The 18,159-nt window shown below is 50.5% G+C and carries 19 protein-coding genes; 14 read left to right on the top strand and 5 right to left on the bottom strand.

Going from position 1 to position 18,159, the window contains the following annotated elements:
- The 3 genes from FOA19_RS18185 to FOA19_RS18175 all read left to right on the top strand — a co-directional run bounded on the left by FOA19_RS18185 (nt 1) and on the right by FOA19_RS18175 (nt 3,023).
- Complete coding sequence (locus FOA19_RS18185) at nt 1-1,353, top strand: peptidylprolyl isomerase (protein ID WP_149092270.1); 1,353 nt, start codon at nt 1-3, stop codon at nt 1,351-1,353.
- Between the two features lie 11 nt (nt 1,354-1,364).
- On the top strand, nt 1,365-2,330 hold the full coding sequence (locus tag FOA19_RS18180; protein ID WP_149092269.1) for an AAA family ATPase: 966 nt from the start codon (nt 1,365-1,367) through the stop codon (nt 2,328-2,330).
- A gap of 264 nt (nt 2,331-2,594) precedes the next feature.
- Entirely contained in the window at nt 2,595-3,023 is a 429-nt protein-coding gene (locus tag FOA19_RS18175; protein ID WP_149092268.1) for a hypothetical protein, read from the top strand.
- Between the two features lie 96 nt (nt 3,024-3,119).
- Here the strand turns inward: FOA19_RS18175 and FOA19_RS18170 are convergent, their stop codons facing one another.
- Both FOA19_RS18170 and FOA19_RS18165 read right to left on the bottom strand, forming a co-directional pair.
- On the bottom strand, nt 3,120-3,497 hold the full coding sequence (locus FOA19_RS18170; RefSeq protein WP_149092267.1) for a hypothetical protein: 378 nt from the start codon (nt 3,495-3,497) through the stop codon (nt 3,120-3,122).
- An 11-nt stretch (nt 3,498-3,508) separates the two neighbouring features.
- On the bottom strand, nt 3,509-4,393 hold the full coding sequence (locus FOA19_RS18165) for a DUF2391 family protein (RefSeq protein ID WP_149092266.1): 885 nt from the start codon (nt 4,391-4,393) through the stop codon (nt 3,509-3,511).
- 389 nt (nt 4,394-4,782) lie between these two features.
- Between FOA19_RS18165 and FOA19_RS23430 the strand changes: the two genes are divergently transcribed.
- Nucleotides 4,783-5,328: a GNAT family N-acetyltransferase gene (locus FOA19_RS23430; protein WP_190300458.1), complete on the top strand. Its 546-nt coding sequence runs from the start codon at nt 4,783-4,785 to the stop codon at nt 5,326-5,328.
- Nucleotides 5,329-5,362: 34 nt separating this feature from the next.
- On the opposite strand, the gene FOA19_RS18155 is transcribed toward FOA19_RS23430, so the two are convergent.
- Nucleotides 5,363-6,532 carry a hypothetical protein gene (locus FOA19_RS18155; protein WP_223808972.1) on the bottom strand — a complete coding sequence of 390 codons (1,170 nt, stop codon included), beginning with the start codon at nt 6,530-6,532 and terminating at the stop codon, nt 5,363-5,365.
- Nucleotides 6,533-7,080: 548 nt separating this feature from the next.
- Between FOA19_RS18155 and recA the strand changes: the two genes are divergently transcribed.
- The 10 genes from recA to tsf all read left to right on the top strand — a co-directional run bounded on the left by recA (nt 7,081) and on the right by tsf (nt 15,607).
- Nucleotides 7,081-8,115, top strand: coding sequence for a recombinase RecA (recA, locus tag FOA19_RS18150; RefSeq protein ID WP_149092264.1), 1,035 nt, complete (start codon nt 7,081-7,083; stop codon nt 8,113-8,115).
- 153 nt (nt 8,116-8,268) lie between these two features.
- A complete protein-coding gene (locus FOA19_RS18145; RefSeq protein WP_149092263.1) occupies nt 8,269-9,078 on the top strand; it encodes a DUF3108 domain-containing protein in 810 nt (269 codons plus the stop codon).
- 38 nt (nt 9,079-9,116) lie between these two features.
- Nucleotides 9,117-9,509, top strand: coding sequence for a hypothetical protein (locus tag FOA19_RS18140; protein WP_149092262.1), 393 nt, complete (start codon nt 9,117-9,119; stop codon nt 9,507-9,509).
- Nucleotides 9,510-9,817: 308 nt separating this feature from the next.
- Nucleotides 9,818-10,510 carry a response regulator transcription factor gene (locus FOA19_RS18135; RefSeq protein WP_149092261.1) on the top strand — a complete coding sequence of 231 codons (693 nt, stop codon included), beginning with the start codon at nt 9,818-9,820 and terminating at the stop codon, nt 10,508-10,510.
- A complete protein-coding gene (locus FOA19_RS18130) occupies nt 10,485-11,597 on the top strand; it encodes a sensor histidine kinase (RefSeq protein WP_317132050.1) in 1,113 nt (370 codons plus the stop codon). Before FOA19_RS18135 ends, FOA19_RS18130 begins: the two co-directional genes overlap by 26 nt.
- A 171-nt stretch (nt 11,598-11,768) precedes the next feature.
- The gene (locus FOA19_RS18125) at nt 11,769-12,482 is read left to right on the top strand and encodes an RluA family pseudouridine synthase (RefSeq protein WP_149092260.1); all 714 of its coding nucleotides are present in this window, start codon (nt 11,769-11,771) and stop codon (nt 12,480-12,482) included.
- A 500-nt stretch (nt 12,483-12,982) separates the two neighbouring features.
- The gene (gene rplM, locus FOA19_RS18120) at nt 12,983-13,432 is read left to right on the top strand and encodes a 50S ribosomal protein L13 (protein ID WP_149092259.1); all 450 of its coding nucleotides are present in this window, start codon (nt 12,983-12,985) and stop codon (nt 13,430-13,432) included.
- A 14-nt stretch (nt 13,433-13,446) separates the two neighbouring features.
- The gene (rpsI, locus tag FOA19_RS18115) at nt 13,447-13,833 is read left to right on the top strand and encodes a 30S ribosomal protein S9 (RefSeq protein ID WP_123127659.1); all 387 of its coding nucleotides are present in this window, start codon (nt 13,447-13,449) and stop codon (nt 13,831-13,833) included.
- Between the two features lie 24 nt (nt 13,834-13,857).
- Complete coding sequence (gene rpsB, locus FOA19_RS18110; RefSeq protein WP_149092258.1) at nt 13,858-14,619, top strand: 30S ribosomal protein S2; 762 nt, start codon at nt 13,858-13,860, stop codon at nt 14,617-14,619.
- 154 nt (nt 14,620-14,773) lie between these two features.
- The gene (gene tsf, locus FOA19_RS18105) at nt 14,774-15,607 is read left to right on the top strand and encodes a translation elongation factor Ts (protein WP_149092257.1); all 834 of its coding nucleotides are present in this window, start codon (nt 14,774-14,776) and stop codon (nt 15,605-15,607) included.
- Between the two features lie 244 nt (nt 15,608-15,851).
- Here tsf and FOA19_RS23425 read toward each other — a convergent pair whose 3' ends face one another.
- A complete protein-coding gene (locus tag FOA19_RS23425; protein WP_190300457.1) occupies nt 15,852-16,004 on the bottom strand; it encodes a hypothetical protein in 153 nt (50 codons plus the stop codon).
- Nucleotides 16,005-16,745: 741 nt separating this feature from the next.
- Nucleotides 16,746-18,092: an NAD(P)/FAD-dependent oxidoreductase gene (locus FOA19_RS18100; RefSeq protein WP_149092256.1), complete on the bottom strand. Its 1,347-nt coding sequence runs from the start codon at nt 18,090-18,092 to the stop codon at nt 16,746-16,748.
- Nucleotides 18,093-18,159 lie beyond the last annotated feature (67 nt).

Here is an 18,159-nt window from a genome sequence, read left to right as displayed (position 1 = left end):
ATGAAAATCAGAATTCATTTTTCTTCTTTCCTTAAAAGCCTCCTTCTACTTATCACGCTAGGCACTTTGACGCAACGCGCAGAAGCCCAGCAAGCTACCTTGGTAGATAACATTGTTGCCAAAGTAGGAGGGCATATCGTGTTACGGTCAGAGCTGGAGTTCCAGCACGCCAATGCGGTAGGCCAGGGCTATAAATCCCCTAACCTGCGCTGCGAGATCCTGCGTTCGCTTGTTCAGAACAAACTGTTACTGGCCCGCGCCGAGGTGGACTCTGTCATTGTAGAGGAAAATTCCATCAATGGTGAGTTAGAAGGCCGTCTGAACCAGTTTATTGCCCAGATTGGCAGCCAGGAGAAACTTGAGGCGTATTACAACAAGCCCATGAGCGAGATCCGCAGTGATTTGCGCCGCAGCCTCAAAGAGCAGATGACCGTTCAGAAAATGGAGCGCGAGATTGCCGGCAAAATGAAGGTGACGCCCAAAGAGGTGCAGCAGTATTTCAACCGCATCCCCAAAGACAGCTTGCCTTACTTCTCCACGGAGGTAGAGGTTGGTCAGATTGTAAAGATCGCGCAGATCGGGACTTCCCAGAAACAGGCTGCCCGCGAGCAGTTGGAAGGCATCAGGAAACGCATTTTGGCCGGTGAAGACTTTGCCGCGCTGGCCCGCCAGTTCTCCCAGGATCCGGGTTCCGGAGCCGCCGGTGGTGAGCTGGGTTTCTTCAAGAAGCGTGAACTGGTACCAGAATACGAGGCAGCCGCCCTTAAACTGCAGCCCGGTGAGACTTCCCCGGTGATTGAGTCTATGTTCGGTTACCACATCATCCAATTGATAGAGCGCCGCGGCGAGGAGTTCAATACCCGCCACATCCTCATCAAGCCGGCTACGGCCCAGGTGGACATGCAGCAAACCGCCCACCTTCTGGACAGCATCCGGACCCGGATCATGTCTGACAGCATCACTTTCGCTAAAGCGGCGAAGGAGCTTTCAGATGACATGGCTACCAAAGGAAACGGTGGTATGATCACGCTGCCTAACAGCCCCACTACTTACATTCCGGTGGACAAGGTAGACCCGTCTATCTTCTTCGTGATTGATACCATGCAGGTAGGCTCTGTGAGCGGCCCCCTTCCGTACCGCACCGAAGACGGCAAAGAAGCCATGCGCATCCTGTACCTGAAATCCAAGGCTGTGCCGCACCAGGCCAACATGAAAGACGATTACCAGAAGATTGCCGCTGCGGCCCTGGCCGACAAACGCAACAAAGCCATCAGCGAGTGGTTTGAGAAAAACAAAGACACCGTTTTTGTAGACATCGCCCCAGATTTCAAAACCTGTAGTTTAGACGAATAAACTCCCCCTCTATGCCTCCCTTTGCCTCTGACAAAGAAGCCGCAGATGCGCTTCACCATGCCTACCAGCGTCTGACCGCTGAGATCTCCCAAACCATTATTGGCCAGGAGGAAGTAGTAAAACTGGTGCTGACTGCTGTTTTTTGTCAGGGGCATTGTTTGTTGGTGGGGGTGCCGGGTTTGGCCAAAACGCTCCTGATCCAGACCATCTCCAACTCGCTGGACCTATCCTTTAACCGGGTGCAGTTCACGCCAGATTTGATGCCTTCTGACATTTTAGGCTCCGAAACGCTGGACCAGAACCGTCATTTCCAGTTTGTGAAAGGCCCGGTGTTTGCCAATATCGTGCTGGCCGATGAGATCAACCGGACGCCACCCAAAACCCAGGCCGCGCTCTTGGAGGCCATGCAAGAATACTCCGTAACCGTGGCGGGCCACCACTACAACCTGCCGCGCCCGTTCTTCGTGCTGGCTACCCAGAACCCCATTGAGCAGGAAGGAACCTATCCCCTGCCCGAGGCACAGCTAGACCGTTTCATGTTTCACGTGGCGCTGGAGTACCCCAGCTACGAGGCCGAGTTGCAGATTGTGAAGAACACCACCGGTGACCGCAAACACAAGCCCAACGTGGTGCTGCACGCCGATGAGATCACCGCTTTCCAGCAACTAGTGCGCCGCGTACCTGTCACTGACAACGTAGTGGAATACGCCGTGAAGCTGGTGCACGCCACCCGTCCCAACACCCCAATGGCCGGCTCGCAGACAAACCAGTACCTGGAATGGGGCGCCGGCCCGAGAGCCTCCCAGCACCTGATCATGGGGGCCAAATGCAACGCCCTCATTCGGGGGAAATATTCTCCAGACATTGAAGATGTGCAGGCCGTGGCCACTCCCATTCTGCGTCACCGGTTGGTGCGTAACTTCAAAGCCGAGGCAGAGGGCATCACCGTAGAGCAGATCATCAAAGGACTTCTGTAATCCGTTTTAAGCCTGCTTTTCAGAAAATAAGGCCTAAACAGCATGATGCCGGCTGCAGGTACTAAAAGGCTTTACAGCTGCATCCAGTGGGTAGAACTTCAAAAAGAGTACAAAGGTCAGAAATGGCCCTAAGCTGTTTTCAGACCGATTCTTTAAAAACAACCCAAAATTAAAAATACGCCTTTACCTGCAGGCAACCGCAGGTGGTGCAAAAGAGTAACGCATTGTGTACTTTTGCCCCCGATTCTTTTAACCCCAACTTGCATGGAAGCAGCAGCTCTTTACGAACGCTTTGAGAATAACCTGGAAACCATCTTCTCCTACATCAACAGAGGTCTGGATGTACGCACCACGCCATACAACATCACCATGCCCTTGGAGCTAAACCTGCTGTGTGATGTACTCACCCATGCGGGCTTCCCCTGCCGGGTTACCAAAGACGGTTTCGATGCCCTGGTGGAGTTCCACGCGGTGTACATGCAGGAAGGAAAGCGCGTGTCTGAGGTAATGCACAGAATTCTGGAGGACAAACGCGCGTACCTGCGCACCCCCGAGGGCACTGTGCTGCTGAAAGAGCAGTTGATCCGCCGCCTGGAGTATTTTAACGAGATTGCCCACTCCATGGAAGTGATTGCCCGCCTGCAGCAACTGGGCAGCCCCTTGCAGTACAACTATCCCTTCCTGAACCAATAACTGGCGCAAGCCTTAAGGACAGAGATTCCTTTCCTCCTTTAAGGACCATTATAAAAGGCTGGGCCATGCAAGATATGCTTGCATGGCCCAGCCTTTTTATGGTTTGTTATAGCCCAAGATATGCACCGACATCTTCTGGTCTGGCTGTTTGGGTTTCTTGAAGGTGATCCAGGCTTCCTGCACACTTTCCTTTGGTGCCAACGGGAACCGCAACTCGGCTTTGTCTACTTCCTGGCCCTGTTGCATAAGGGAAACTTCCACAATCACGTTCTCGGCGGTCTGCTCTCCCATGTTCACCAGTTCCACCTTGTGGATGTTCTGACCCGGCCGGTCTTTCTCCGGAAGCAGTTTGATTTTAAGATCCGGTGGCGTGTGCTCATAGTGAAATGCTTTCACTGACAGGTAGCCCAGTAGGGCAAGGATGAGCAAGACACTCATCCCAAACACGAACCACTCCAGCGGATTTTTATTCATACAGCTTTCCTTTATTTATACTCCTGGTCAAACAAAAACCGTCCCGCCGAAGCTCCTAATGCCGATACCAGGCCCAACACCACCGTAGCCTCCACGCAGACCTGCAAACCCAACCCTTCAAAGCGCCCGAAAAACCACAGCGCGCCGGCCGAGGTGCAGAACGCCGTGGCATAGGTGATGCTCAACCCATACACCACCTCCAAAAAGGTAGGGGCCTCATTGGCCGGGGTCTCATAAGATCCTCTGAATCCCACGTAGAAAAGGATGGCGCTGCTCAAGGCAAGAGACACCAGAAAGACCAACAGCAACTGCAGCGGATTGACATCGGCGGAGATTTTCATGACCTCATCTGTAGGCGCGATGCTTGCGCCAAAGATCAGGCTGGCGCAGGTGGCTAGCATAATCTGCTCCAAGGTAGAAGCCGGTCCTGCGTCCTGCTTGGCCAGGATACTTTCCTGGGGCTTCTTTTCTTCAGACTCGTCTTCCTCCTTCCCCGAGGAACCCAATTGGGCCGTACCAATGGAAACGCCAATGGCAATAGGCATGGCCTCCACCACCGTCATGTACACCATACGCTCCAGAGACATATCCGTGGGTTGGATCAAGCCCAAGAGCCAGAGGAAGAGGAAACCCAGTACCAAGCCCAGCCCCATCTCCTCAATAGAATCCACAGCAATCTCTTTCCAGGAGGCACTGGACCGCAAACCGGCATAGGTGTTATACCCCAGGAGCGAGACCGAGGTCACCAGAATGTAGAGCAGCAAGAGCCACGGCGACACCGTAAAGCTAGCCCACCAGATCTCCATGGTATAGAGCATGGGCAGACTGAACAGCAAGCCGCCAATGACGCCTCGGCCATACTCCTGCAAAGACTGAACGGGGCTCTTTTCCGGCATGGTTTTCTGAATAACAGGTAAAAAACAAGCTACCTTATCGCCTGCACCGTTCCCCAGAGGCAAAGCACAGAAAACAGGGTGGTGCTATGGTTACCCTGTCGGGTTACGGCCTTGTCTCTGACTGGAAACCAAACAGGCGCCTGGTGGCAAAACAAGCGGCGTCCTTCTCCCCTGCCTACTTCCATGACCAAACCTTTACCAGGGGAGAAACTGGAGCAGAAGACAATAAGACAGCAACTTCCTTAACGGCCCATGGATACAAATTGTTGGTTTTTTGGCATCTACGGGTTAGCGGGGCCGTACACCCAAAAAGATTATCTTTCCCGCCTATGCAGCCAACTGTTACCCCCCCACCCTATAAAGTAGAGATTTCCACCGAAAGGCTTTGGTTGCTTCCATATACGGTGGAGCACGCGCCGGCCTTCTATGAGCTGTTGCACCAGAACCGAGCCCGCCTCCTCCCCGATTTCCCAGACCGCACCTCGGCGGTGCTCACCCTGCCAGATGCCCAGCACCGGATAAAGGTGTTCATCTCGCAACACAAGGCTGGGGACCTGTACAGTTTCGGGATCTGGCGGAAAGAGTCTGATGACTACGTGGGCGATATCACCCTGCGGCGGCTGGCCCGCGGCAAACCCTATTCTGAGGTGGGCTACTACCTGGGAGACCAGGCCGAAGGAAAAGGCTACGCCACCGAGGCACTCAAGGGCCTGGCCCGGTACGCGTTCCAGGACCTGCGCATGGAGTGCATCAACCTACGCTGCGCCGTGACCAATGACAAAAGCCAGCGCGTGGCCGAGCGCAGCGGTTTCACGCACCTTAAGACCTACACGCCCGTGGCACCAGAAAACGGCATTGGTACGCCCCAGCCCATCCACGTGTACCGCCTCAAGAAAGACGATGCCAACGCGCACCTGCTCTGGAAACGGTTTTAAGCCTCTTTTCCTGAAATCGGGCCTAAAACAAAGGTTACCTTTTCTTCAGGCGGGCCAGAAAGAAATCTGAGTTGAAATTGAGGTACAAGCTGTTGGAGAACTCCAGCTGGGGATTATTCAAGTCAAGAAAAGGCTCAAGCCGTAGGGTAAGGCTCAGGCCTTCCATAAGCTCCACGTCATGCATGAACCGCACAATCAGAATCTGCCGGTTCTCATCTGTGTAATCCGGGGTTTTGAAGTTGGAGGAAACGGATGGGTACAGCTTGCCGCCCAACTCTGAGTAATACCCGTTGCCGCGCCAGTAGCTCAGCATCACGTTCTGGTACTTGGTGTCAATGCCGGCGTTGAGATACAGCCCGCCGCCTTGCTTGAACGCCAGGTTCTTCTCATTGGAGAAATCTTTCCAGCCCACCACGTACGGCTGAAAATGCAGGGCCTTCAGAAATTTCTTATCATAGTTTTTCCTGATCACCAGCCCCGCCGCGACATTGGTCAAGGTCACCAACGGCAAATCGGTTACGTCTATCTGCCCGCCCCGGTGCTGGGCTGTGAACTGCAGCGGCAAGCCGATGTAGGTTTCCGTTTTAGGGTCGTTTTCCGGAGAACCGAGGGCAACCGGCGTGCGGTAGAGCGTAAACTCAGAGGAGATCCCGCCGGCCACTTCTTCCTGGAACGGATCCAGGCGCCGGAGGTACCGTTGCCAATCAATCCAGACATCCAGCTTTAGGTTGGGCTTGTCCAGGAGGTACTGGAGGCCGTTCTCCAGCCGGTTCGTGATCACGCGCTCAAAATCATAGAGCGGCTCAATGTAGCCGTGGTTCAGGTGGCCCTGGAGCGTCCCGAAAAGCAGCGCCATGTCGTCTTTCTCGTAGCGGATGGTGAAGGTGGGCTGCATCAGTGAATATCGGCGTGAGCCGAAGTCTTTCTGCACCTGCACCCCGGCGTCAATGCGCACGTGCGGCGAGGCGAAGTAGATGAGCCGCGGGTTCAGGTGATAGCCAAACAGCGTGTAGCCTTCGGCGATGTCATTGAAGTACTCATTGTTCTTCTGGTACCCGAAAGCGTTGATGCCCAACTGCAGCTCACCGGCCTGCTCTGGTTTAACTGGCTGTTTAGTCTCGAAAACTTTGTTGTTTAACTGCGCAAAGGCCACCTGACCTGTGAAAAACGCCACCAAGGCTGGCAGAAGCCACTTTTTAGACATAGCAAATTGTGAACGCCCCGTTTTGCCACGGGAAATGGTAAAAAGAAAAGGAGAAATCCCCATCATCGGCTCTGCCGTACCCCTCTCCCCGAAAGGTAGGTAAAGACGGCTAGAAAAGAAACGCAGGAACCAAGCGAGCAAACCCGCCCGCCCTGGTTTTCCGCCGATATCCCGGAAAGCGGGCCTAAAACGGAGATCCAAAAGGCTTACGTTTCCCGGGCCCAATCCGTTAAAATACTTACCCACCCTGTAACTTATTTGCCCCTGTTTCTGTTGACAAGAAGCAAGGATGGAAACCCTGAGCGCCCTGCCACGCTATAACTGAATGGTTACTTGAGGGTTGTAGTTTTGCTATTTAAAATAGCAATAGACCAGAAAAATTAACTAAAAAAAGTAGTAAATCAGGGGACAATTCCGGTACTTTGGGTGTTTCATTTTTACGCCTCCGGAAAGAGTCTGGCAAGCACCACAAACGCCGCGGCTAGCGTTTGCAGATTGGCTCAGGAAGTTGTAAATTCAACAAATAATTAAGCAAAGAAAACACAGACATGAGTGTACAAAGCGAGAAATTGAAAGCGCTCCAACTCACCATCGACAAGCTGGACAAGACCTACGGTAAAGGTACGGTCATGAAGCTGAACGATACGCAGGTGGAGGACATCCCGGCCATTTCTACCGGCTCCCTGGGCTTAGACATTGCCTTGGGTATTGGAGGTCTTCCGCGTGGCCGTGTGGTGGAGATCTACGGACCAGAATCTTCCGGTAAAACCACGCTTACCATGCACTGCATTGCAGAGGCACAGAAGAAAGGTGGCCTTGCCGCGTTCATTGACGCCGAGCACGCTTTCGACAAAGCATACGCTGAGAAACTAGGCATTGATACGGAGAACCTCTTGATCTCGCAGCCAGACAATGGTGAGCAGGCCCTGGAGATCGCCGACCATCTGATCCGTTCCGGTGCTATTGATATTATTGTGATTGACTCTGTGGCCGCGCTGGTGCCTAAAGGCGAACTGGAAGGCGACATGGGCGAGAGCAAAATGGGTCTGCAGGCGCGTTTGATGTCTCAGGCCTTGAGAAAGCTTACCGGTACCATCAACAAAACCGGTTGCTGCTGTATCTTCATTAACCAGCTTCGTGAGAAGATTGGGGTGATGTTTGGTAACCCAGAGACCACTACCGGTGGTAACGCCCTTAAGTTCTACGCTTCCGTGCGTCTGGATATCCGTCGTATTGGCCAAATCAAAGAAGGTCCGGACAGCATCACCGGTAACCGCACCAAAGTGAAAGTGGTGAAAAACAAGGTGGCGCCTCCGTTCAAAGTAGTGGAGTTTGACATCATGTACGGCGAGGGTATCTCCAAAGTAGGTGAGATCCTTGATCTGGGTGTGGAACTGAGCGTGGTACAGAAATCAGGTTCCTGGTTCTCTTACAACGGTGACCGTTTAGGCCAGGGCCGCGACGCCGTGAAGCAGTTCCTGTTAGACAACGAAGAGCTCATGCAGGAGATTGAAAATAAGATTAGGGCCATAGTAAAAGGCGAGCCAGAGAAAGTGGCCGCTGCCCTTGAAGACAAAGAGTAATCTTTCGTTTTTTTCACAAAACGGCACCTTTTTAGGTGCCGTTTCTGTTTAAGTTGAGTTCCACCTGAAAACCTATAACTTTGTATACGCTCCTGATCTGGCAGGAATTGGTACGACATTTGAATAGCCCAGGCATATAGGAAAGATTGGCTTATGCGTGTAAAACATCATCTATTATTTATTGTACCGCTGTTAGGATTAGTATTGAGTGGCTTTGCCTTAGAGGACACGCTGCGCACCGTGAAGAATGACTCCTTTGCCCCCGGCGAGGTCCTCCAATACAAAGTGCACTACGGCCTGATCAACGCCGGTGAGGCTACCATCCACGTGTCACCCAACTTGCAGCGCATCAATAACCGCCCGTGTTACCAGACCTCGGTGGTGGGTAGAACCAGCGGGTCTTTTGACTTCTTCCACCGCGTACGCGACACCTGGACCTCTTTTATTGACACCTCGTCCATGCTGCCGCTCCGTTTCCACCGCAACATTGAAGAAGGTAAGTACCGCCGCAAGGAAACCACCGACTTTGACCACTTCAAGAACACCGTGGTGGTGAATGACAGCCGCGACGAGAAGAAAAACCAGGTCTACAAAGTGCCAGACAACGCCCAGGACATGATCAGTGGGTTCTACTACCTGCGTACCCTGGACCTGAACACCTACCGTCCGGGCCAGACCATCAGAATGCAGGGCTTCCTGGGCGACGAAGTATTTGACATGACCGTTACCTACCGTGGCAAGACCGTGGTGGAAACCAAAGCCGGCAAGATCAGGGCACACCGCCTGGTGCCAAGAATGCCCAAAAACAGACTCTTCAGCGGTGAAGACGCCATCACGGTGTATTTCTCTGATGACGAAAACAAAATCCCGGTGATGTTCCAGGCCGAAATGTTCGTGGGCTCCGTGAAAGTGGACCTGTACAAATACAATGGCCTCCAGAGCAGACTTGCGGTAGTGAAGTAAACAAGCCGACATTTTATTATTCATAAAGTAACAACATCATGGGAGCAAGACTTAGGGCTGCATCTGTTTTGATAGGGTTTCTTCTCCTATTCTCTTTGGGAGCAAACGCGCAGAATTCCAAAACCGCTTACCTTACAGAGCAGGGTAACCTGAGTTTCAAGATCAAGAAAACTGAGTTTCAAATCTTGATCTCTCCAACAGGCAAAGTAACCAACTTTGCCATTGATGCTGACGGAGACATAGACTTTGATATGGATGGCCGATTAAAGAAAGTGGGAAACACAACCATCAGCTATGACCTGGATGGACGCATTAATAGGATTGGTTCTGAAAAAATCTCTTATGATTTTGAGAACCGAGTCAACCAAATAGGGACAACAAAAATCTCCTACAGCTTCATAACCGGGAAGGTTGACCAGATCAGTGGCTGAAACGTCCACGTTCTTTACAAGGGGCAGAAAGACGCTGTTAGGTTCATCCTTACAGCGTCTTTCTGCTTTAAGGCTGTTTTGCAAAAACCAAGTTTAAAACTCAATTTTCCCTACTATGCCAGAAAAATGGCTGAATATTAAAAAATTGTTACTAAATAGTTCCTGGCGGGTAAATGAAGCGGCGGCCCACAACTATTCCTTATCTTTATCCTGAAATTCAGAGACCCGCTTTTCTCACCGCGCAGTTTCAACCTGGCTTTCAAGGAGATGGCCAGTAGTGTATTGCTCTTTCAAGTAAAACGCATTCTATGCAAACGCCGGCCAAATACAAGATTCTGGTAGTAGACGATGACCCAGACATCGTGGAGCTATTACAGTATAACCTGGAGAAGGAAGGCTACGAAGTGGCACACGCCCAGAACGGCCAGGTAGCCCTGGACGTGGCCAAGAAGTTCCTCCCAGATATTATCCTGCTGGATGTGATGATGCCCGTAATGGACGGCATCACGGCTTGCCGCCAACTGCGCGAGAAGCCTAAGTTCAAAGACACCCATATCCTTTTCCTGACCGCCCGCTCAGAGGAGTTCTCTGAGGTGGCCGCCTTTGACGCCGGCGCCGATGACTTCATCGTGAAACCCATCAAGCCCCGCGCGCTCATCAGCCGATTGGCTGCTTATAAGCGCCGCGATACGGGCCAGGATTCAGAGCAGACCCAGGTCATAGAGATCGGTGGGTTGCGCATTGACCGCACCAGCTTCATCGTGCACAAAGGCGAGCAGAAGATCACCCTGCCTAAAAAGGAGTTTGAGCTGCTTTCTTTCCTGGCCACCACGCCCAACAAGGTGTTCTCCCGCGATGAGCTCCTGAACAATGTGTGGGGAAGTGATGTGTTTGTGATTGCCCGTACCGTGGATGTGCACATTAGAAAGGTGCGGGAGAAAATAGGCGAAGACCAAATAAAGACCATTAAAGGCGTTGGCTACAAATTCAACACCGACTAAACCTGTCCCTCCTACCCCGGCTGCACCTCCTCCTCCCAGAGGAATAAAGCTGAGTTCGCAGAGAATTGCCATCCTCATCTCGGTGCTGGTGGCGCTTATTATTGCCATTTACCTGGGCATTTCGCCGTACCTGGAGTTCAAACAGCGGGTGCTGGCCCTGGCGCTCACGTTCTCTTCCTGTTTTCTGCTGGTGTATTTCTCCTATGAGGCGTTGATCTTCAGGGAGATCAACAACATCTACGCCGGGCTGGAGAAATTCAAGCGGAAGGAGTTCAAGCAGATGAGCACCAAGTTCCTTTTCCGGCCAGATCCCCTGCAGCGCATCAAAGACGAGATCTATCTCCTGGCCGAGCGCAACCAGAAGGAGATTGAGGAGCTCAAGCGCTTGCAGGCCATGCGCCGCGAGTTCCTTGCCGATGTCTCCCACGAGCTCAAAACCCCCATCTTCGCGGCGCAAGGCTTCATCCATACGCTCCTGGACGGCGCCATGGACGATGAGCGCGTCCGTGACAAGTTCCTGATGAAAGCCGCCAAAAGCCTGGACGGCCTGGACACGCTGGTGCAGGACCTCATCACCATCTCCCAACTGGAGAAAGGCGTGATGCAGATGAAGAAATCCCGGTTTGACCTAAATGAGTTGGGCCACGAGGTTGTGGAGCAGCTGGAAGGCAAGGCGCACGCCAAAAACATCAGCATTCATCTGCTCAACGCCCCTGACGAGGTTTACCGGGTGATTGGCGACCGCGGCCGCATCAAGCAAGTGCTCGTGAACCTCATAGACAACGCCATCAAGTACGGCTCGGAAGACGGCAACATCTGGCTCTCGTTCCAGGACGGGAAGAAAAAGACGCTGGTAACCGTGCAGGACGACGGACCGGGTATTCCCAAGGAGCACCAAAACCGTATTTTTGAGCGCTTCTATCGCATAGACAAAAGCCGCACCCGGGATGTCTCGGGCGGTGGATCGGGACTGGGGCTGGCCATCTCCAAGCACATTGTGGAGGCGCACAAATCCGCCATCTCGGTGTACAGCGAAGTGGGCCAGGGCACTACCCTTCGGTTCAAACTCACCCATGTCAAAGAATAACCGCCTGTTTTAAGCCCGTTTTTGATAGAACAGGTCCAAAACAGGGAATCTGCCGGGAAGAAAATAAGTGGTACCTTTGTGCCGGGCAGAGACTGTCGCCACCGTTTTGGGCTTGTTTTCGTAAAAGCAGTGCAAAAACGGCCAGCCGTCTGCCGTCACACACCTGTTTCTATGAAGTTACCCGCTTTCCGCGACCTTATTGTTTTTGAGAACGACGATTTCATTGTAGTCAACAAACCTCCGTTTCTGGCTACGCTGGAAGACCGTTCTTTCAACGCGACTAACTTACTTACCCTGGCTCGCCAGTACCACGAAGACGCCCAGGCCTGCCACCGCCTGGACAAGGAAACCTCCGGTTGCCTGGCTATCGCCAAGAACCCCGAGGCTTACCGCCACCTATCCATGCAGTTTGAGAACCGCCAGGTGAACAAGGTATACCACGCCGTAGCTTGGGGCAGTCACGAGTTTGACAACCTGCTGGTAGACCGCGCCATCCAGCCCGGCCTGAAAGGCGTGGCCAAGCTGGCGTTCAAAGGCAAACCGGCCCAGACCTACTTCACTACCCTAGAGAAATTCGGGCGGCACACGCTGGTAGAATGCAAACCCATTACGGGCCGCATGCACCAGATCAGGCTTCACCTGGCCTTTTTGAAAGCCTCCATCGTGCAGGATGAACTTTACGGAGGTGAGCCGCTGTTCCTTTCCAGCCTCAAACGCAAATTCAACCTGGCCAAAGACACAGAGGAACAACCGGTCATCAAACGATTTGCGCTCCATTCTTACCAACTGGGCTTTACGCTGCTGAACGGGGAAACCATCACCGTTACCTCAGAATACCCCAAGGATTTTGACGTCCTTCTGAAACTGCTCCGCAAGAACGGTTAACCGTAGCGGCGTTACCCTGTAACGCCGTGGTACCACGCAGAGATACTGTCTTCCATTAGAAGAAGCCGTAAGTTGCTACAGTGGAGATATCGCTGTTGCATAGCACCACGGCGTTACGTGTAACGCCGCTACATGGCAGCATCTATTTTAGGCCTGTTTTTTAGAAATGAGGCTTAAAATGGATCTTAGTGTTCAATTCGCTCTGCTCTTCTTTCCGCTGTGGCTAAAACTCTCTTCTATGGCGCGGAAGTTAGAGGCGCAATTGAGGGGCTTTAGCCTTGGTGTTTAGGAGTTGTTTTCTGTAAAACAGCTCCTAAACACCAAGGCTTCTTTGTGCTAAAGGCTTCAGGAAGAACGGGAAAGTAGCCCGGAACTTGTTAATTCTATTGATTTTCAGGGGAATAAATGGAAGCGGGGTTGCACGCCAAAAAGAAAGCTTGTATCTTTGTGTCCATTTTCAAGAAAAAGCATTCAATTTTTTCACCTGTTAACCATTTACAATGGACCATTTAAGTTATAAGACGCTATCAGTTAATAAGGCGGCCGCAAACAAAGGCTGGGTAGTGATAGACGCCGGAGACTCAACCCTTGGCCGTGTGGCCTCTCAAATCGCGATGATCCTTCGCGGTAAAACCAAACCTTCTTTCACGCCTAACGCTGACTGCGGCGATAACGTGATCGTGATCAACGCGGACAAAGTTCGCATGACCGGTAAGAAGTGGGACAAGAAAACCTTCGTTACCCACACTGGGTACCCAGGTGGTCAGAAGACTTTCACTCCGCGTGAGTTGAAAGCTAAGTCTTCTACTCTGTTGGTAGAGCGTGCGGTTAGAGGTATGTTGCCAAGAACCCGTTTGGGCCGTGAGCAATTCCGTAACCTGTTTGTGTACGCTGGTACTGAGCATCCGCATGAGGCACAACAGCCTGTTCAAGTAAAACTTACAAAATAATCTAGACATATTTAATGGAAGTTCTCAATACATCTGGTAGAAGAAAAACCTCGGTGGCGCGCATCTACATGACGTCAGGGCAAGGGAATATCACTATTAACGATAGAGATATTAAGGAATACTTCCCTAGTGAAGTATTGCAAACCATCGTGCAGCAGCCATTGTCGCTGATTGACGCGGTTGGCAAATACGACATTAAGGCGAATATCAAAGGCGGTGGCGTGGCCGGTCAGGCAGAAGCCCTTCGTTTGGCTATCACCAAAGCTTTGGTGGAAGAAAACGCTGAGACCCGTCCAGCCCTGAAAAAAGAAGGATTCTTAACACGTGACCCACGTATGGTGGAGCGTAAGAAATTCGGTCGCCGCAAAGCCCGTCGCTCCTTCCAGTTCTCTAAACGTTAATATATCATCAGCTGTATCAATATCATGGCTAATACCACATATAAAGAATTACTGGACGCCGGTGTACACTTTGGTCACCTTACCAGAAAATGGGATCCTAAAATGGCTCCGTACATTTTCATGGAGAAAAACGGCATCCACATCATTGACCTGAACAAAACGCTTGCTTCTCTGGACGACGCGACCAATGCTATTAAGCAGATCGCGAAGTCTGGCCGTAAGATTTTGTTTGTCGCCACCAAAAAACAAGCACAGGACATTGTGGCTGAAGAGGCAAAACGCCTGAAGATGCCCTATGTGACCGACCGTTGGTTGGGTGGTATGTTGACTAACTTCCAGACTGTTCGTAAGTCTTTGAAGAAAATGTCAACTATTGACAAAATGGTGAAAGAGAACACTGCTTATGCCGCTATGGCGAAACGTGAGCGTTTGATGTTGTCTCGTGAGCGTGAGAAACTTGACCGTGTGTTGGGTGGTATCGCTGACCTGTCACGTCTCCCAGCTGCTCTGTTCGTAGTAGATGTGAAGCGTGAAGGCATCGCCATCAAAGAAGCACAGAAACTGAACTTGCCCGTATTCGCGATTGTGGATACTAACTCTAACCCAGAGACAGTGGATTTCCCAATCCCGGCAAATGATGATGCTTCTAAGTCTATCTCCCTCATCACTTCTTTGATTGGCCGCGCCATTGAAGAAGGTCTGTCTGAGCGTAAAGTAGACAAAGAAGATTCTGACAGAAAACGTTCAGAAGACGAAGGCATCCAGGAGAAAATTGACGCTGAATAAGCCTCTGCTCTCTTTATAGAATTGTAAAAGAAACTGAACATTAGGAAGCCTGGCCACTGATGTTCAGTTTCTTTTTAACCAAACGGGAACCCACCTTACTGGTAACTCCCTCTCCTACTGAAACTTATTAACCGTATTTCTTAACAAAAGAACAATGGCTATTACAGCACAAGATGTAAACAGACTTCGTCAGGAAACTGGCGCTGGTATGATGGACTGCAAAAAAGCGTTGACAGAAGCCAACGGCGATTTTGAAACAGCCAAAGATATCCTTCGCAAGCAAGGTCAGAAAATTGCCAGCAAGCGTGCCGATAACGCAACTTCTGAAGGAGCGGTATTGACGCAAGTGAACGCTGACGGTACCGTTGGAACAGTGATCGCGCTTGCCTGCGAGACTGAGCCAGTATCTAAAGTAGAAGATTTCAGAACGTTGGCCCAAACGGTGTTGGCTGCTGCCGTTTCTAACACTTCTGGCACCAAAGAAGATCTTTTGGCTACGCCTCAGGCCGATGGCCGCTCCCTGCAAGACCACATCACTGACCTGATGGGTAAAATTGGTGAGAAAATTGACGTGGTTTCTTATGAGACTGTAACCGCCGAGAGAGTAGTTGCTTACAACCACTCTAACGGTAAACTGGGTGTATTGGTAGGCTTAACCAACACCGGCGGAAACGAAGTAACTGAGGTTGGAAAAGACGTGGCTATGCAGATTGCTGCCATGAAACCAATTGCAGTAGACAAAGACGGTGTTGATGCAAATACCATCCAGCGCGAAATTGAGATCGGAAAAGAGCAGGCTCGTGCCGAAGGCAAACCAGAAGAAATGCTGGAGAAAATTGCCCAAGGTAAACTGAACAAATTCTACAAAGAAAGCACTTTGCTGAACCAGGAGTTTGTGAAAGATCCATCTTTGACCATTGCCAAATTGTTGGATAACACTTCCAAAGGCATGACCGTTACTGAATTCAAGCGTGTTGCCATTGGGTAATCTGCGTTGAACTAATACCACATTCAAAAGCCCCGCTGTTCATTCAGCGGGGCTTTTCTTTTGAATTCAATAGTAGAATTAATTAACTGATAAGGGTGTAACTGTTCAGGCATACCTGGTTTAGCATGCTTTTGGTAAGGTAACCCTGACTTTTTTTGTATAGATTTTATGCTATAAAGATGGTTCTTAGTGTTGGAGCGGGTGTTGCAAGGATAGATTACTTCACTTCTATTTGAGGCACCAATCAGTTACCGGCAGACATAGTCACTCTTTTCTCAAGTTGAGGCACTTGCTCGCCTTGGGCTTTGCTGTTGTTAGCGCTTTTAGACTTGATTTGCTCTTTTCTCATTCTCTTTTCAGCAGAGATATAACTCAAGAAGGTAGCTTTTGCTTTCATAACTAAATGGTTTCTGATTTAACAATTATATTACTTAGAGATTAAATATGATCTTGTGAGCACCCAACAAACGTTTTGTTGAGGAAGAAGAGCCAACTGATTTATGCTTATTCTCTTGCCGAACAGAAGAAAAAACCAAATCGTTCTCTCAAGTTTAAATAATTTAACAAAAAATATAAACAAAGCAGTCTAAAAAATCTATATCCAAGTTTTCAGTTAGCGGCCTTCCACTTTTTATGTAAGTGCTTTTTTACTACTCTTGCTACTCTTATATGATTTTCTTCATCTAATATAGTGCAAAATTTATAGCAACCAAAATATTATTTACTAATTTTTATAAATTAATGGATAATACCTAATAGTAAGTAATTATATAATTAGATAAATGACATTAATACGGATAGAAGTAACCTAATTAGTCAGATGAAAAGATAGAGTTTATACTGATCAGGTTTAACAAAAAGGCACCAGAGAGGCAGGAAAAGGCACTTTCATACTTTTACCTATATTTAATTAAATTTTAAAGGGTTCATCAACAGAAATAGTACGTTTTTGATTGATATACATTAGTAACTAAAGACTATGCTCCCTGCTTCTCTGCTCCATGGTAAAGAAGTCTAAGAACAAGGAGAAGTAGATCTGGTCCATTTTGCTAAAATGAGATAAAAAAAGAGGCCTGCAGGAAGCAGGCCTCTTTGATAGCGCTTGAAACACGCTCAATAAGAAATCCGAGGAACGGACTTAATCTAAATCGGCTTGCCTTCGGACAAACTCCTGCCCTGCCACATCCTCCTTCCGGATAAAAGGGCGAATGATTAGGCGGTTGCCGTTCTCAAAGGTAAAGAACTTGTACACCCAGTTGGCCAACACCACCAGTTTGTTCCGGAACCCAATGAGGTAATAGATGTGCACGAAGAGCCAGGCCGCCCAAGCTAGGAAACCTTTCAGGTGCATGTCTTTGGGCAGATCGGCCACGGCCCGGTTGCGCCCGATGATGGCCAGCGAGCCTTTGTCAAAATACTCAAAGGGTACCAAAGACTCTTTTCTGATCATACGGCCCAGGTTCTTAGCCAAGTGTTGCCCTTGTTGGATGGCGGGCTGCGCCACCCCTGGATGTCCTTTAGGCCATTTCTCAGTCTTCATGGCGGCCACGTCTCCAATCGCAAAAATATCTGGGAAACCGATTACCTGGTTGAAGGGATTCACCAGGTAACGGCCACGTTCACTGGCCTCCGGCGGAAGCCCTTGGATCTGAGCTCCGGAAACTCCTGCTGCCCAAATCAAAGTCTGGGTTTTGATGGTCTCTCCGCCTTTAAAAACCACGGTTTGGCCGTCATAAGACTCCACCAGGGTGTTCAGCTTCACAATGATGCCGGCTTTCTCCAGGTACTCCCGCGTGGTTTGGCTTGATTTAGGCGACATGGGCGGTAAAACGCGGTCCAGTCCCTCTACCAAGAGAATATTCATCTGGCTGAAATCAAGACCCGGATAATCGCCAGGCAGGATGTGTTTCCGCATCTCGGCCAGGGCCCCGGCCAACTCCACCCCGGTAGGGCCGCCGCCCACAATCACGAAGTTCAAAAGGCTTTGCCGCACCTCAGGGTCTTTGATCATGTTGGCCTGCTCAAAAGCCTGCAACATCTGGCTTCTTAGGTTCAGGGCGTCGGGGATTTGTTTCAGCGGGAAAGAGAATTTCTTGATCTGCTCGTTCCCGAAGTAATTGGATTTGGTACCCGTGGCGATAACCAGAAAATCGTAAGGCAGATCACCCACCAGGGTAGTGACGGTTTTGGTAGCCGGGTTTACCCCTGTCACTTTCACCTGCCGGAAATGGAAGTCCTCGTAATCCTCGTCAAACATTTTCCGGAGCGGCTCGGCAATAGAATCAGGTTCCAAACCTGCCGTGGCTACCTGGTACAGCAAGGGCCAAAACCCGTGGTAGTTCTGCCGGTCAAACAACACCACCTGAAAATCTTTACTAGGCAGTTTCCTGACAAGATTCACTCCCCCAAATCCGCCGCCAATGATGACCACCCTGGGTTTAGTGGTTTCTGGTATGTTAAGGGTAAGTTCCTTTATATGAAGCATAAATCTATCTTAGAAGTTCTAACTGGCGGCGGGCACACCCGCGGCCGTTCTATCTCATAGCCTTATA

The sequence above is a fragment of the Rufibacter hautae genome (assembly GCF_008271695.1).
Taxonomy (GTDB): Bacteria; Bacteroidota; Bacteroidia; order Cytophagales; family Hymenobacteraceae; genus Nibribacter; species Nibribacter hautae.
This window is presented reverse-complemented; position numbering and strand designations above follow the sequence as displayed.